The sequence below is a fragment of the Aeromicrobium phragmitis genome (assembly GCF_003674095.1).
Classification (GTDB): Bacteria; Actinomycetota; Actinomycetes; order Propionibacteriales; family Nocardioidaceae; genus Aeromicrobium; species Aeromicrobium phragmitis.
This window is the reverse complement of record NZ_RDBF01000006.1, coordinates 71,613-85,075: the sequence shown is the minus strand read 5'-3', so window position 1 is coordinate 85,075 and position 13,463 is coordinate 71,613. Positions and strand designations below refer to the sequence as shown.

The window sequence follows — 13,463 nt, the reverse complement described above, 5'->3', positions numbered from 1 at the left end:
TCAAGAAGCGCCACCGCTCGCTCAATGTGCCTCGTGCTCGGCGTCGCGCGGCGGCTGGGCCGCGGCCGGATCGCTCTCCCAGAAGTCGGCACCCGTGATGCCGAGCTCGGACGGCCGGAAGACCGGATCCAGGCCGGCCCGACGCTGCCGATCGTAATCGCGGGTCACCTTGATGACCGTGCCGGACAACGCCAGGACGCAGAGCATGTTCACCCAGCCGAGCGTGCCGTAGCCGATATCGCCGATGCCCCACATCGCGTCCGCGCTGATGATCGCGCCGATGAACGTGATGACGAGCATGCCGGCCTTCAGCGCCGGATCGCCGACCCGGCTCGATTCCGTCCCGGTGAGGTACACGAGGTTCGTCTTGGCGATGTAGAAGAACGCCACCAGCGTCGTGAAGGCGAAGAAGAACAGCGCGATCGCGACGAAGGCCGGACCGAAGCCGGGCATGACCGTACTGATCGCCTCCTGCGTGTACGCCGGCCCCGCCTGGAGGCCGGGGACGTGCTCGACGAGGGGCTCACCGTCGGCGGCGAACACGTTGTACGAGCCGGTCATGACGATCATGAGGCCGGTCGCGAAGCAGACGACCACGGTGTCGATGAAGATCGAGAACGACTGCACGAGCCCCTGCTTGACCGGGTGCGAGACCGAGGCCGCGGCCGACCCGTACGTGCCCTCGCCGACACCCGCGACGTTGGAGAACACGGCGCGACGCACGCCCCACGCCACGGCGGCACCGACGATGCCACCGAACACCTGATCGGTGCCGAAGGCCGAGCCGAAGATCAACTGCAGGGTGGGAACGAGTTGGTCGACGTTCACCAGCGTGATCACCAGGGCCGCGAGTACATAGCCGAGCGCCATGACCGGCACCATGATCTGCGCGACCGCCACGATGCGCTTGGTGCCGCCGACGATGACGAACGCCATGAGCCCGGTGATCAGCACGGCCGTGAGCCACGTGGGGATGCTGAAGGCGCCCTCCATGCTCGCGGCGATGTTGTTGGACTGGACGCCCGGGAACACGAAGCCGTACCCGAGCATCGCGAGGGTGGAGACCACGACGGCCAGCCACTTCAGTTTGAGTCCGTGCTCGATGTAGAACGGCATACCGCCGCGGTGCTCGTCGTTGACCTTGCGCTTGAAGACCTGCGCGAGCGTCGACTCCGCGAACGAACTGGCCGCCCCGAGCAGTGCGCAGATGACCATCCAGACGAGTGCTCCCGGCCCGCCTGCGGCGATCGCCGTCGCAACGCCGGCGATGTTGCCGACGCCGACCCGGCTTGCCAACGTCAGCAGGAGCGCCTGCAACGAGGAGATGCCGTCAGCGGATTCACGCTTGTTCGTGATGAGCCGCACGGTGTCGGGAATGCGGCGAAACTGCACGAAGCCGGTGATGAGCGTGAAGACCAAGCCCGTCGCCAGCGCGAAGTACGCCATGGGATTCCAGATGGAATCGTTGATGAAGGTGATCGTGTCCATGCCTTCCCTCACGATGAGATCGGAAGACGGGGGGGTGCCCGCCTCGGATGCACGACTCGTCGCCAGCGAGAACACGCTGTGGTTGCCGTCACACCGAGGTAGCATATTACACAGCACACATCACACCGCGCTAGAGCTGCTCGTGCTTTTTCGCGATGGGACGGGGCCGGCGCGCGCTGCTCGCGGTCGAGCCGGAAGGGGTCGCTACCGGTCGGTCGGCGGCCAGACCAGCTCGAAGCGCTCGAACACGACGGAGACCGCGTCGAGGTCGTCGTCGCTCATCGCCGGATCGATGACCCGACGGAAATATCGACGATGGGATGCGAGCCAATCGTCGCGGCTGCGGTCACCTTCGCCCTCGTCCCACGCGAACTGGTCGTCGACGCTGTCCAGCCGGCCGACGCGGACCTCGGTGGTGCGAAGGACGGCGCGTTCGCGCCCCGCGCCATCGGTCATCACCCAATGCGTCCCGACCGCAGGGACCCCGTCGGTCGCCAGCCCGGCGGTCGCGCGCTTCGGGCCGGTGAGGACGAGTTCGAGCAACGCATCGGCGAGTTCGGGCGAGTCACCGAACTGGTCGACCACGGGCGATTCGCTCGCGTAGTCGGGATGGGCCGCGAGGTAATCGCGCCAGAGGCTCACGGGGTGGTGTCGTCGCTGTCGTCGCTGTCGTCGCTGTCGTCGGACGAGTTCGGGCCCTGTTCCTCCTCGCCCTGCCACGGCTGACGAGCGCGGCGCGCCATGCGCACGAACGACCACAGCAACAGCGCGACCACGATGAACAGGAGCAGGGTGAAACCACCGGCGAGCCAGCCGATCGACTGGTTGCCGTCGGGGTCGATCTCCTCCGCGGCGATCATCACCGACGGCAGATAGCTGAAGTCCACGCCTTCAGCCTAGGCCGTGATCCGTCCCAGGGCCCGCGTGACCCCGGGCGTCAACGCAAGCCGGCGAACAGATCGTCCTCGGGCAGGGTCGTCTCGACGACGCTCTTGACGAGCTCGTAATCCTCCGTCGGCCATGCTTCCTTCTCGATCTCGCGCGGGACGGCGAACCAGAAGCCGTTCGGATCGATCTGCGTCGCGTGGGCGATAAGCGCCTCGTCGCGCACGTGGAAGAAGTCGGCGCATGGCACGTGCGTGGTGACGCGCTTCTCCCGCTCGGGATCGAACGGGCGGTTCCTCCACCCGGTGTAGGGCGACTCCAGGCCGTGGCGGCGCATGGCCTCCTCGATCGCGTCCATCCGACGTCGCGACCAGCCGAAGTGGTAGTAGAGCTTGCTGACCTGCCACGGCTCGCCGAGGTCGGGGTAACGCTCGGGATCGGCCGCCGCCTCGAAGGCGTAGACGCTGATCTCGTGGCATTTGATGTGATCCGGGTGCGGGTAGCCTCCGTTCTCGTCATAGGTCGTCATGACGTGCGGGCGGAACGATCGGATGAGCCGGACGAGCGGAGCCGCCGCCTCCTCCAACGGCACGAGCGCGAAGCAGCCCTCCGGCAGCGGGGGCTTGGGGTCGCCCTCGGGCCAGCCGGAGTCGACGAATCCCAGCCAGTCCTGCGTGATGCCCAGGATGTCGCGCGCCCGCTCCATCTCCTCGCGCCGGATCTCGCTGATCAGGTCGGGATTCTCGAGGATGCCGGGATGTTCGAAGCCGGGGTTGAGGATCGATCCACGCTCGCCGCCGGTACACGTAGCGACGTGCACGTCCACTCCCTCGGCCACGTACTTGGCCGTCGTGGCCGCTCCCTTGCTGGACTCGTCGTCCGGGTGGGCATGCACGTGCATCAATCGAAGTCGTTCGTCCACGGGCTCCATCTTTTCACGGCGATGGTGCAGACCCGACGTCACGACCGGTTTGAGACACTGAAGTCATGACCGATCTGTCCCAGCGCTACGGGCGCCGCACGACCCCGCGCTGGGTGTGGCCGCTCGTGGCCGTGCTCGGCGTCTCCGTCGGAGTCGCGTGGGCCGCGTGGATCGCCTGGGACGACGTTCCGCCGTACCAGGCCGAAGTGTTCGGGTACGAGGTCCAGTCCGAAGAACTCACCTCGATCACCGTGAACGTGTACCGCAACGAGGACAACCTTCCGCTCGAATGCGAGGTCTACGCGCAGGCGGAGAACAAGGCCATCGTCGGCGAAACCGTGATCGAGGTGCCGGCGAGCCCGCGCCACACGCGCGTGCGCGCCGAGATCGTGACCGAGCAGCGTGCCACCACGGCCACGCTTCGGGCCTGTGAGCCGGCCTGATCCCTGGTAGGCTTGGAGTTTCAACCCCGGGTGGTGACCCGGGGTTCCGTACGTGGAGGAGGCATCATGACGTCTACCGGATCTGACACCATCTGGGTCACTCAGGAGGCTTACGACCGCTTGGCGGCTGAGCTCGAGCACCTCAAGGGCGAGGTGCGTGCCGACATCACGGCCAAGATCGCCGCAGCCCGCGAGGAGGGCGACCTCCGCGAAAACGGCGGCTACCACGCGGCTCGTGAGGAGCAGGGCAAGACCGAGGCCCGCATCCGCCAGCTCGAGGACATGCTGCGTCGCGCTGAGGTCGGCGAAGCTCCTGCCGACGACGGACTCGTGGAGCCGGGCATGAAGGTCACCATCCGCTTCGCCGGCGACAGCGACACCGAGACGTTCCTCCTCGGCTCGCGCGAGCTGCTGAGCATGGACTCCAGCGTCGACCTCGACGTCTACTCGCCCACTTCGCCGCTCGGCGCAGCGATCTCGGGCAAGAAGGTCGGCGACGAGGCGACCTATGAGGCCCCCAACGGCAAGAGCATCACCGTCGAGATCCTCGACGCGACCCCGTTCTGATCTGCCAGATCACGAAACGCCCCCGGCACGATGCCGGGGGCGTCTCGCTTTGCGCCACCGGCCGTTCCGAGCCCGAACCCGGCGGTCAGAGCAGGTCGTAGCCGAGATGGGTGAGATGGTCGCGCAGTTCCTCGCGATGCTCCGGCCCACGGGTCGCGACCTGCAGCGCCACCTCCACCTGCCGCACGCCCAGCGCCTCGGAGGCGCGGTCGTGATTGACGTTGAGGACGTTGACGTCGGTGCGCGCCAGCTCGGTCAAGAGGCGCATGAGTTCGCCAGGACGGTCTGAGATCCGCACACGGAACATCATGAAACGCCCCGCGGAGGCCAGGCCGTGGCGGATGACCTCCAGCAGCAGAAGGGCGTCGATGTTGCCGCCGGACAGCACGGAGACGACAGGGCCCTCGAAGGCCTCAGGACGTTCCAGCAGCGCCGCGACGCCGGCCGCGCCCGCGGGCTCGACCAGCAGTTTCGCGCGCTCCAGCAGCCCGATGAGCGCGGTGCTCAAGGTGTCCTCGCCGACCGTGACGACGTCGTCGAGGTAATCGCGGATCACGCGGAACGGAACGTCGCCGGGCCGAGCGACCGCGATGCCGTCAGCCATCGTCGGCTCCATGGTCGCCAGCCGCGGCGCGCCCTCGGCCAGCGACGTCGGGTACGCCGCAGCGGCCTCGGCCTGGACGCCGATGACACGCACGTGCGGGTGCTCCTGCTTGAGCAGCGCGATGCCGGCAGCGAGCCCGCCCCCGCCGAGCGGGACGAGGATCGTGCGGACGTCAGGAGCCTGCTCGATGATCTCCAGACCGACCGTGCCTTGTCCGACGAGGATGTCCTCGTGGTCGAACGGGTGGATGAGCACTGCTCCGGTGCGTTCGCTGAACTCCTGCGCGGCCTCCAACGCCTCGGTGACGCCGGTGCCGTGGAAGCGGACGTCCGCGCCGTAGCCGAGCGTCGCCTGCACCTTGGGCAGCGCCGCTCCCTCGGGCATGAAGATCGTGGCGGTGGTTCCGAGCTGGCGCGCGGCGAGGGCGACGCCCTGGGCGTGGTTGCCGGCGCTCGCCGCCACGACGCCGCGGGCGCGCTCCTCCTCCGCGAGCCGCGCGATGCGGACATAGGCACCGCGCACCTTGAACGAGCCGGCTCGCTGCAGGTTCTCGCACTTCAGATAGACCGGCGTGCCGACGTGCTCGGCCAGCCAGCGCGAGTGAGCCACCGGGGTCAGTTCGGTGACGCCGTCGAGCAGGGCACGGGCAGCGCGTACGTCGTCGAGATCCACCGGCCCAGAATAGGACGTCGATGGCCGCGGACATGCCGACGCCCGGCCACCCCTGCCGCAGCAGGTGATGACCGGGCGTCGCGATGACCGCGCGATCAGCCCTTGAGGCTGTCGATGAAGTCCGGGTTCTCCTCGAGCCAGGCCTCGATGGCCTCCTCTTCCTGACCCTCGCCGTACTCGTTGACGACCATGTCCTCGAGCTGGCCGTACTCCTCGTCGCTGAGCTTGAAGTTGGCGAACATGTCGGCAACCTCCGGGAACTCCTCGGAGAAGTCCATATTGGCGATGGCGTTCAGCGTCTCGGGCTCACCGAACGCGCCCTCGGGATCCTCCAGGTCCTTGATCGGGAACTCCGAGTTGGCCCAGAACGGACGCCACAGCGTGACGACGATGTCCTCCTCGGCCTCGACGGCATCCTGGAGCGCGGTCAGCATCGACGTCGTGGACGACTCGACCAGCGTGTACTCGTCCTCGAGCTCGTACGCCGGCATGACGCTGTTCTTGGTCGCATCGGTGAGACCGGCGCCCGGCTCGATGCCGATGATCTGGCCGCCGAACCGGTCGGCGTTGCCCTTGAGGTCGGCGATCGAGTCGATGTCGGTGTACTCGGGAACGGCCATGGTCAGCACGGCGCCCTCGTAGTACGCGCCGAGGTCCTCGAGGTCGTCCCCGTACTCCTCCATGTAGGCGGCGTGGGTGACCTCGGGCCAGGCGGAGGGGTAGACGTCGATGTCGCCGTTGGCGACGCCGGTGTAGAGCGGGGCCGCGTCCGGGATCTCCTCGATCTCGACCTCGTAGCCTTCCGACTCCAGGACGTTCTTCCACAGGTAGCCGACGCTCAGGCCGTCAGTCCACGAGGGGATGATGCCCAGGGTGATGGTCTCACCGCCGCCCTCGCCGTTGCCCGAGTCGTTGTCCTCGCCTGAGCCGCAGGCGGCGGTGGCACCCAGGGCGAGTGCGGTGACGGCGACGCCGACACCCTTCAGGAATCCATGACGCTTCATACAGTTGCTCTCCTCATCGGTTGATGTCTGGTCTTCGTTCTCATTCGGGAGTTCTTGCGATCAGGCGCGGGTGCCTGAGGTGACCGCGGCGCCGGCCTGCTGGTCGCCGGCCTCCGGCGACGACTGCGGAGTCGCGTCACGGCGTGTCACCCGCCGGCGCAACCGGCCGAGGCTGCCCGAGCCCACGGCCGCGGTGATGCGGTCCAGGAAGATCGCCAGAGCGACGACCGACAGGCCCGCCTCGAAGCCGAGTCCCACGTCGAGACGCGAGATCGACGTCACGACCGCGTTGCCGAGGCCGCCGGCCCCCACGAAGCCGGCGATGACGGCCATGGACAACGCGAGCATGATCACCTGATTGACGCCGGCCATGATCGTCGGCATCGCGAGTGGCAGCTGGATGCCGCCCAGGATCTGCCGCGGATTGCCGCCGAAGGCCTGACCGGCCTCGACGACTTCCGCGTCGACTTGCCGAATACCCAACTCGGTCAGCCGCACGCCCGGCGGCAGCGCGAAGATCACCGTCGCGACGAGCGCCGCGGGCATTCCGAGGCTGAACAGTGTCACCGTCGGAACCAGCCAGACGAAGGCCGGCATGGTCTGCATGAGATCCATCAGTGGACGCACGACGCGACTCACCTTGTCCGACCGTGCCGCGAGGATCCCGAGGGGAACCGCGATCAGCAACGCCACGATGGTCGCGACGAGCACCAGCGAGAGCGTCGCCATCGCGTTGTCCCACTGGTCCACGCTCACGACGAAGAGCAGCCCGAGCAGGGAGCCGAGGGCCAGCTTCCAGTCGCGCACCAGCCACGCGAGCAGTGCAAGGACGACGACCAGCACCAGGGCTGGCGGCCACTGCAGCAGATCGGTCAAGCCGTCGGTGACCGCACGGATCGCCGAGGAGACTGCGTCGAAGAACCCCTCCAGATGCTCCTTGACCCAGTCGAAGCCGGTCTTGACCCAGTCCCCGACGGGAATTCGGGGAATACCCGAGTCGACCGTCTCGATGGCCTGCAACGTGCTCATGAGGTCACCTCCTCGAGGGGACTGGTGGTACCGATGCCGTTCGATCCGTCGCCGTTGTCCTGCGGACCACCCACGGCACCGAGCGCGCTGAGCAGCGTGACACGCGGGATCACTCCCACCAACCGCTGGCCGTCGACGACCGCGAGCGCCGTCGGGCTCTCAGCGGAAGCGCCGAACAGATCCGCGACCGCGACGTCCGGGTCCACCGTCACCACGGGAAGGATCAGGCCGTCCAGGGTGTCCCGGCCACGTTCGACGGCAGCGGCGACATCCTTCTCGGCGACCGCTCCGCGCACGTTGCGCTGGCGGTCGACCACCATGAGCGAGGAGACCTGGTGCTCGCGCATGAGCTTGTGCGCCGTGCGCGGGCCCTGATCGGGACCGATCACCGCGACCGGCCGCTCCATCACCGACGACGCGGTGAGCACCCGCGTGCGGTCGACGTCCTGGATGAACTGCGCCACGTAGTCGTTGGCGGGGTCGTTGAGGATCTGTTCGGAGGAGCCGATCTGCTCGATCTGACCGTCGCGCATCATCGCGATCCGGTCCCCGAGGCGCATGGACTCGTTGAGATCGTGCGTGATGAAGACGATCGTCTTGTCCAGCTTGGTCTGCAGCTCCAGCAGCTGGTCCTGCATCTCGCGTCGGATCAGCGGATCGAGCGCGCTGAAGGCCTCGTCCATCAGCAGGATCTCGGTGCCGGCAGCCAGCGCGCGGGCCAGTCCCACACGCTGGCGCATGCCTCCGGAGAGCTCACCGGGCATCGAACCGCCCCAGCCGCCGAGCCCGACCATGCTCAGCGCCTCTTCGGCACGCCGTTCGCGTTCCGCACGGTTCATGCCGCGCAATTTGAGCCCGTAGGCGGCATTCTCACCGACCGTCCGGTGCGGCAGCAGGGCGAAGTGCTGGAAGACCATGCTGACCTTGTCGCGCCGCACGCGCCGCAGTCCTTGACCATCGAGGTCATTGATGTCTTCACCGTCGATCCGGATGCTGCCGCTCGTCGGCGTCAGCAAGCCGTTGATCATCCGGATCAGGGTGGACTTGCCCGAGCCCGACAGGCCCATCGCGACGAAGATCTCTCCGCGCTCGACCGCGAAGCTGGCATCGATCACGGCGGCGGTGAGTCCTTCGGCCCGGAGATCGTTGCGGGACTCGCCACGTTGCAGTCGTCCGACCGCGCGCTTAGCGCCACGGCCGAACACTTTGTAGAGGTGTTCGGCTTCGATCAGTGCCACGTCAGTTGCCTCGTCTTCCGGCCCGCGGTGTTGAACCCCCCGGTACTACAGGCCTCTGCCGTTCTTCACGTTGTTGTCTCGTCTCGGTCAGCGGCAGGTGACTTTACCAGCGTTTCTCAGCAGGTGTTCAGGGGGGCTTCAGGAACGCTGAAAGCGGAGGCGTGGCGGCGCTAGGTGTCGCGCGACTCGTCGCCCACCATCCCGTCGGTCACCGGAGGGTCGCCCTCGGCCAGATGGCGCACGATGCTGTTAACGCAGGCGGCGAAGGGGACGGCGAGCAGCGCCCCGACGATGCCGGCGATGACGATGCCGGCAGCGATCGCGACGATGATGGCGAGCGGGTGGATCGCGACGATGTGCCCCATGAGAAACGGCTGCAGGACGTGCGACTCGATCTGCTGCACCGCGACGACCCCGGCGAGCATCAACAGTGCGGTGATCGGTCCGTGAGCCACCAACGCCACCAGCACCGCGACGAGGCCCGAAATCAGCGCTCCCACGATCGGGACGAAAGCGCCGAGGAACACCAGCACCCCGATGGCCAGGGCGAGGGGTACCTGTAAGATCACGGCTACGAGCGCGATGCCGACCGCATCGGCGAGGGCGACCAGTACGGTGGCCCGCACGAACGCGGTGAGTGAGCCCCAGGCAGCGCGTCCCGACGACCGCACCTTGTCTCGCGAGGCACGGGGAAAGAACTGCACGATCCAGTTCCAGATCCTGGCACCGTCGTAGAGGAAGAAGAACGCTGCGAAGATCGCGATGAAGAAGCCCGCGACGAAGTGGGTGACCCGGGTGCCCACCTCGGTGGCCTGACTGACGACGGAGCTGTCGCTCGAGGCGATCGCGGCTTGGACCCGGTCGATCCATTGGGCCAGCTGGGCGTCGCTGAGGTTGAGCGGACCCTGCTTGGCCCAGTCCTGCAGCTGGCTGATGCCCTCGACGACGGCGTCGCGGAGGTCGTTGAACTGGGTCGACAGCTGTGCGCCGACGACCGTCACCAGCCCGCCGACCGCCACCAGCATCCCGATGACCACGATAAAGGTGGCGAGCACGCGAGGGACCCGCCGCCGGTGCATCCCATCGACGGCACCGGCGGTCAACGCGGTGAGCAGGAGCCCGACCGCGAGCGGCACTGTGACCTCGGAGAGGAACCCGAGCAACCAGGCCAGGGCGTATCCGGCCACTGCGATGACGATGAGACGCCAGGACCACGCCGCAGCGATCTCGATGCCGATCGGAACCTCGTAACGTCGACCGTCCGGACGCGGACTTCCACTGCTCACTCTTCGAGACTAAGGGAACACTCCGACGCCGCCGCGCGTTGTGCGAGTTGTCCCCGCATTCTCCAGTAGTGATGAGGCGAACCATGATCTTCGGTCGCGACAAGACCCAGCTTCCCACCCGCGAGACGGCGCTGCCGGGCCGAGCGACGCGCCCGTTCGCGGTGGGCGATCGGCACCTGGTGACCGGGAACCCGATCGAGACCGATGGCCCCGAGGGCTTCGAGGTCGCCGTTTTCGGTCTCGGTTGCTTCTGGGGCGAAGAGAAGACGTTCTGGGAGCAGCCCGGCGTGTGGTCGACCTCGGTCGGTTACGCCGGCGGCGTGACCCCCCATCCCACCTATGACGAGGTGTGCACCGGGATGACCGGGCATGCCGAAGTCGTGCGCGTGATCTTCGATCCCGCCGTGACCAGCTACGACCAGCTGCTCAAGGTGTTCTGGGAGAACCACGACCCGACGCAGGGCATGCGCCAGGGCAACGACCGCGGCAGCCAGTACCGCTCGATCCTGCTCACCACGAGTGAGGAGCAGCAGCGCAAGGCCGAGGCGTCGCGCGAGGCGTACCAGCGGCAGATGACCGCGCACGGCTACGGACAGATCACCACCGAGATCCGCCCGCTGGACGCGTACTTCTATGCCGAGGAGTTCCACCAGCAGTACCTGGTGAAGAACCCGTTCGGCTACTGCCCCCTCCACGCGACCGGCGTGCAGTACGCCGACGCCTGAGCACGCCCGAGCAGCGGTGCCTCAGCAACTCGACCCGTCGAACAGCGGTGCCCTGTCAACGCATCAAGCACTCGATCAGGTTGACCACGCACCGCCCACCGCGGGGGCGAGCGGCTTAGGCTGACCGGGTGAGTACGCGGGGCCGGTGGACGCGCGCGGAGTTGGAGTCGTTTGCCGGGCGCACGATCCCCGACTTGCTTCCCGATGGCGAGTTGCGACTGCTGTTCGTCGGCATCAATCCCGGGCTCATCAGCGCGGCCACCGGGCTGCACTTCGCGCGGCGCGGCAACCGCTTCTACCCCGCGCTGCGTGACGCCGGCCTGATCGACACGATCGATCCCAAGGAGGCGCGCCCGCAGCTCGCGGCCCGCGGCATCGGCATCACCAACCTCGTCGCCCGCGCCTCGGCCCGCGCCGACGAACTCGATCGCGTCGAGCTGGTGGACGGGCGGCGACGGCTCGCTGGCCTTGTCGAGGAACGCCAGCCCCGCGTCGTCGCCGTGCTCGGTGTCACGGCGTATCGCACCGCCTTCGCAGAGCCTCGCGCCGCCACGGGACGGCAGCCCCAGAATCTGGGCGGAGCACAGCTGTGGGTCGCGCCCAACCCCAGCGGGTTGAACGCGCACGCCACGCCGGCGACGCTGGCCGCCGACTACGCGGAGATCGCCCGCGCCGCAAATCTGCTGGACGCCTAGGCGCCGGCACTCCGGGGCGCCAACAGCGTCGGCATCACCTCGTAGAGCGCGTCGATGAGATGGCGCGTCGCGTCGGCGATCCGCTCCCCCTCGGGCGTCAGTGCGTACTCGACCCGCTGCCCGCCGGGCTGCTCATCGCGGACGACCAGCCCGTCGCCCTCCAGCGTCTTCAAGGTCTGCGAGAGCATCCGGTCACTGATACCCCCGATGGCGCGCGCGACGTCGTTGAAGCGGCGGGGTCCTGGCCGCAGCGCAGCGAGCGTCAACGCTCCCCAGCGGCTCGTCACGTGATCGAGTACCGAGCGCGACGGGCAGTCGGTCGCGAACACGTCGAAGGGTCGTGGATCGACCATGGCCACCTCCCGGCTCTTGAACTTACTCGAGTATAGTGCTTACGAAACGTAAGTATCTCGACAGGAGAATGTCATGACCATCGCCGTGACCGGATCGACGGGCGCCCTCGGCACCCTCGTCGTCGATGCGCTCGCCGAGCACGTCAGCCTCGACCAGGTCGTCGCCCTCGCGCGCGACCCCCAGCGCGCCGCCCACCTCGGCGAGCGCGGAGCTCAGGTGCGCACCTTCGACTACGACCGGCCCGAGGACTTGGCGGCAGCCCTTCACGACGTCACCGACCTGCTGTTGATCTCGAGCAACGCCGTCGGCCAGCGGGTCGAGCAGCACCGCGCTGTCATCGAGGCCGCCCGCGCCACCGGCGTCGGGCGAATCGTGTACACCAGCGCGCTCGGAGCCAGCGACACCTCCCTCAACCCCGTCGCTCCCGATCACGTCGAGACCGAACGCCTCCTCGCGGACTCGGGTCTCGATCACGTCATCCTTCGCAACGGCTGGTACAGCGAGAACTACCTGAGCGAGCTCGAGAACGCCCGCCAGTACGGTGCCGTGGTGACCAGCGCCGGTGACGGCACCGTCGCCTCGGCCGATCGCGCTGACTACGCCGCGGCTGCCGCTGCCGTGCTCACCACACCTCACGCGAAGCCGGTCTACGAGCTGTCGGGCGACACCGCCTGGACCTTCGAGGAGTTGGCGAAGACGCTGAGCGCCGTCACCGGAGCCGACGCGGAGGTGCGTCACGTGTCCCCGGACGAGCATCGCGAGGCACTCCGCCAGGCGGGCCTGCCCGAAGCGGCGATCGAGTTCGTCGTCGGCATCGACGCGGCCATCGCCAGGGGTGAACTGGGCGCGACCACAGGCGAGCTCAGCGCGCTGATCGGGCGACCCACCACACCGCTGCACGACACCCTTGCGGCGGCGGAGCAGGGCTGAAAACGCAGGGATTTCGCCCTCAGCGAAATTTGGGATGCGCGGCCTTGAAGCACGAAAGTTGAGCGCGTTAGACTCAACTTACCGGTCGACGGGACCGGGAACGTGAAAGAAGGAGGACTGCCACCATGTCGACCACTCTTTCCCTGTTCACTCGCCGCGACCCCTTCGACGCCCTCATGCGCTCCGCGTTCGGTCCCGGCACGTGGCCCGAACCGATGCGCACGGACTTCATGCCCGCCGCGGAGGCGGTGCGTGACGGCGACGACGTCATCGTCCGGCTCGAGGTTCCCGGCATCGACATCGAGTCCGACGTGACCGTCGAGGTCGTCCAGGATCGTCTCGTCGTCCGCGGCGAGCGCCGTGACGAGCGCGCGGAGGATCACGAGGGGCGCAGCATCCGCGAGATCCGCTACGGCCAGTTCGAGCGCACGTTCACGCTGCCGTCGCACATCGGCGCTGAGGCCGTCAGTGCCTCGTACGACAAGGGAGTGCTGAACATCCGGGTCAGCGGCGTGTACGCCGGCACCGAGCCGACCCGCATCTCGATCAGCGAGGGCGGCACCACCAAGGCGATCACCGCCGAGGACGACTCCGAGCAGCGGTGATCGTCAGCGGTCGGCA

At 67.8% G+C, this 13,463-nt stretch carries 16 protein-coding genes; 6 read left to right on the top strand and 10 right to left on the bottom strand.

All coding sequences use genetic code 11. The features are described from left to right. Nucleotides 1-21 precede the first annotated feature (21 nt). The 4 genes from D9V41_RS09705 to mca form a co-directional block, all read right to left on the bottom strand. Nucleotides 22-1,488 (bottom strand): alanine/glycine:cation symporter family protein, encoded by a 1,467-nt coding sequence (locus D9V41_RS09705; RefSeq protein ID WP_121794367.1) that lies wholly within the window; start codon nt 1,486-1,488, stop codon nt 22-24. A 204-nt stretch (nt 1,489-1,692) separates the two neighbouring features. Continuing rightward, the gene (locus D9V41_RS09700; protein ID WP_121794366.1) at nt 1,693-2,130 is read right to left on the bottom strand and encodes an ASCH domain-containing protein; all 438 of its coding nucleotides are present in this window, start codon (nt 2,128-2,130) and stop codon (nt 1,693-1,695) included. Continuing rightward, entirely contained in the window at nt 2,127-2,375 is a 249-nt protein-coding gene (locus tag D9V41_RS09695; protein WP_121794365.1) for a hypothetical protein, read from the bottom strand. The genes D9V41_RS09700 and D9V41_RS09695 overlap by 4 nt, the downstream gene beginning before the upstream one ends. Before the next feature lie 50 nt (nt 2,376-2,425). Next, on the bottom strand, nt 2,426-3,304 hold the full coding sequence (gene mca / locus D9V41_RS09690) for a mycothiol conjugate amidase Mca (RefSeq protein WP_121794364.1): 879 nt from the start codon (nt 3,302-3,304) through the stop codon (nt 2,426-2,428). Between the two features lie 56 nt (nt 3,305-3,360). Between mca and D9V41_RS09685 the strand changes: the two genes are divergently transcribed. Further along, nucleotides 3,361-3,738 (top strand): DUF4307 domain-containing protein, encoded by a 378-nt coding sequence (locus tag D9V41_RS09685; protein WP_121794363.1) that lies wholly within the window; start codon nt 3,361-3,363, stop codon nt 3,736-3,738. 66 nt (nt 3,739-3,804) lie between these two features. After that, nucleotides 3,805-4,305 (top strand): transcription elongation factor GreA, encoded by a 501-nt coding sequence (greA, locus tag D9V41_RS09680; RefSeq protein WP_121794362.1) that lies wholly within the window; start codon nt 3,805-3,807, stop codon nt 4,303-4,305. An 85-nt stretch (nt 4,306-4,390) separates the two neighbouring features. Here greA and ilvA read toward each other — a convergent pair whose 3' ends face one another. The 5 genes from ilvA to D9V41_RS09655 all read right to left on the bottom strand — a co-directional run bounded on the left by ilvA (nt 4,391) and on the right by D9V41_RS09655 (nt 10,138). After that, nucleotides 4,391-5,581: a threonine ammonia-lyase gene (gene ilvA / locus D9V41_RS09675; protein ID WP_121794361.1), complete on the bottom strand. Its 1,191-nt coding sequence runs from the start codon at nt 5,579-5,581 to the stop codon at nt 4,391-4,393. Between the two features lie 95 nt (nt 5,582-5,676). After that, nucleotides 5,677-6,585, bottom strand: a complete 909-nt coding sequence (locus D9V41_RS09670; RefSeq protein WP_121794360.1) for a glycine betaine ABC transporter substrate-binding protein — start codon at nt 6,583-6,585, stop codon at nt 5,677-5,679. Nucleotides 6,586-6,645: 60 nt separating this feature from the next. Then, complete coding sequence (locus tag D9V41_RS09665; protein ID WP_121794359.1) at nt 6,646-7,614, bottom strand: ABC transporter permease; 969 nt, start codon at nt 7,612-7,614, stop codon at nt 6,646-6,648. After that, the gene (locus D9V41_RS09660; protein WP_121794358.1) at nt 7,611-8,852 is read right to left on the bottom strand and encodes a quaternary amine ABC transporter ATP-binding protein; all 1,242 of its coding nucleotides are present in this window, start codon (nt 8,850-8,852) and stop codon (nt 7,611-7,613) included. The genes D9V41_RS09665 and D9V41_RS09660 overlap by 4 nt, the downstream gene beginning before the upstream one ends. A gap of 170 nt (nt 8,853-9,022) precedes the next feature. Beyond that, the gene (locus tag D9V41_RS09655) at nt 9,023-10,138 is read right to left on the bottom strand and encodes an AI-2E family transporter (RefSeq protein ID WP_121794357.1); all 1,116 of its coding nucleotides are present in this window, start codon (nt 10,136-10,138) and stop codon (nt 9,023-9,025) included. 83 nt (nt 10,139-10,221) lie between these two features. Here D9V41_RS09655 and msrA point away from each other — a divergent pair, with 83 nt between their 5' ends. Together msrA and D9V41_RS09645 are read left to right on the top strand one after the other, a co-directional pair. After that, nucleotides 10,222-10,863 carry a peptide-methionine (S)-S-oxide reductase MsrA gene (gene msrA, locus D9V41_RS09650; RefSeq protein ID WP_121794356.1) on the top strand — a complete coding sequence of 214 codons (642 nt, stop codon included), beginning with the start codon at nt 10,222-10,224 and terminating at the stop codon, nt 10,861-10,863. A 128-nt stretch (nt 10,864-10,991) separates the two neighbouring features. After that, entirely contained in the window at nt 10,992-11,558 is a 567-nt protein-coding gene (locus D9V41_RS09645; RefSeq protein ID WP_121794355.1) for a mismatch-specific DNA-glycosylase, read from the top strand. Here D9V41_RS09645 and D9V41_RS09640 read toward each other — a convergent pair. Then, on the bottom strand, nt 11,555-11,911 hold the full coding sequence (locus tag D9V41_RS09640) for a winged helix-turn-helix transcriptional regulator (protein ID WP_121794354.1): 357 nt from the start codon (nt 11,909-11,911) through the stop codon (nt 11,555-11,557). The genes D9V41_RS09645 and D9V41_RS09640 overlap by 4 nt on opposite strands. Before the next feature lie 73 nt (nt 11,912-11,984). On the opposite strand from D9V41_RS09640, the gene D9V41_RS09635 reads away from it, so the two are divergent. Then, nucleotides 11,985-12,842 (top strand): SDR family oxidoreductase, encoded by an 858-nt coding sequence (locus D9V41_RS09635; RefSeq protein ID WP_121794353.1) that lies wholly within the window; start codon nt 11,985-11,987, stop codon nt 12,840-12,842. Nucleotides 12,843-12,967: 125 nt separating this feature from the next. Continuing rightward, nucleotides 12,968-13,447: an Hsp20/alpha crystallin family protein gene (locus D9V41_RS09630; RefSeq protein WP_121794352.1), complete on the top strand. Its 480-nt coding sequence runs from the start codon at nt 12,968-12,970 to the stop codon at nt 13,445-13,447. Nucleotides 13,448-13,463 lie beyond the last annotated feature (16 nt).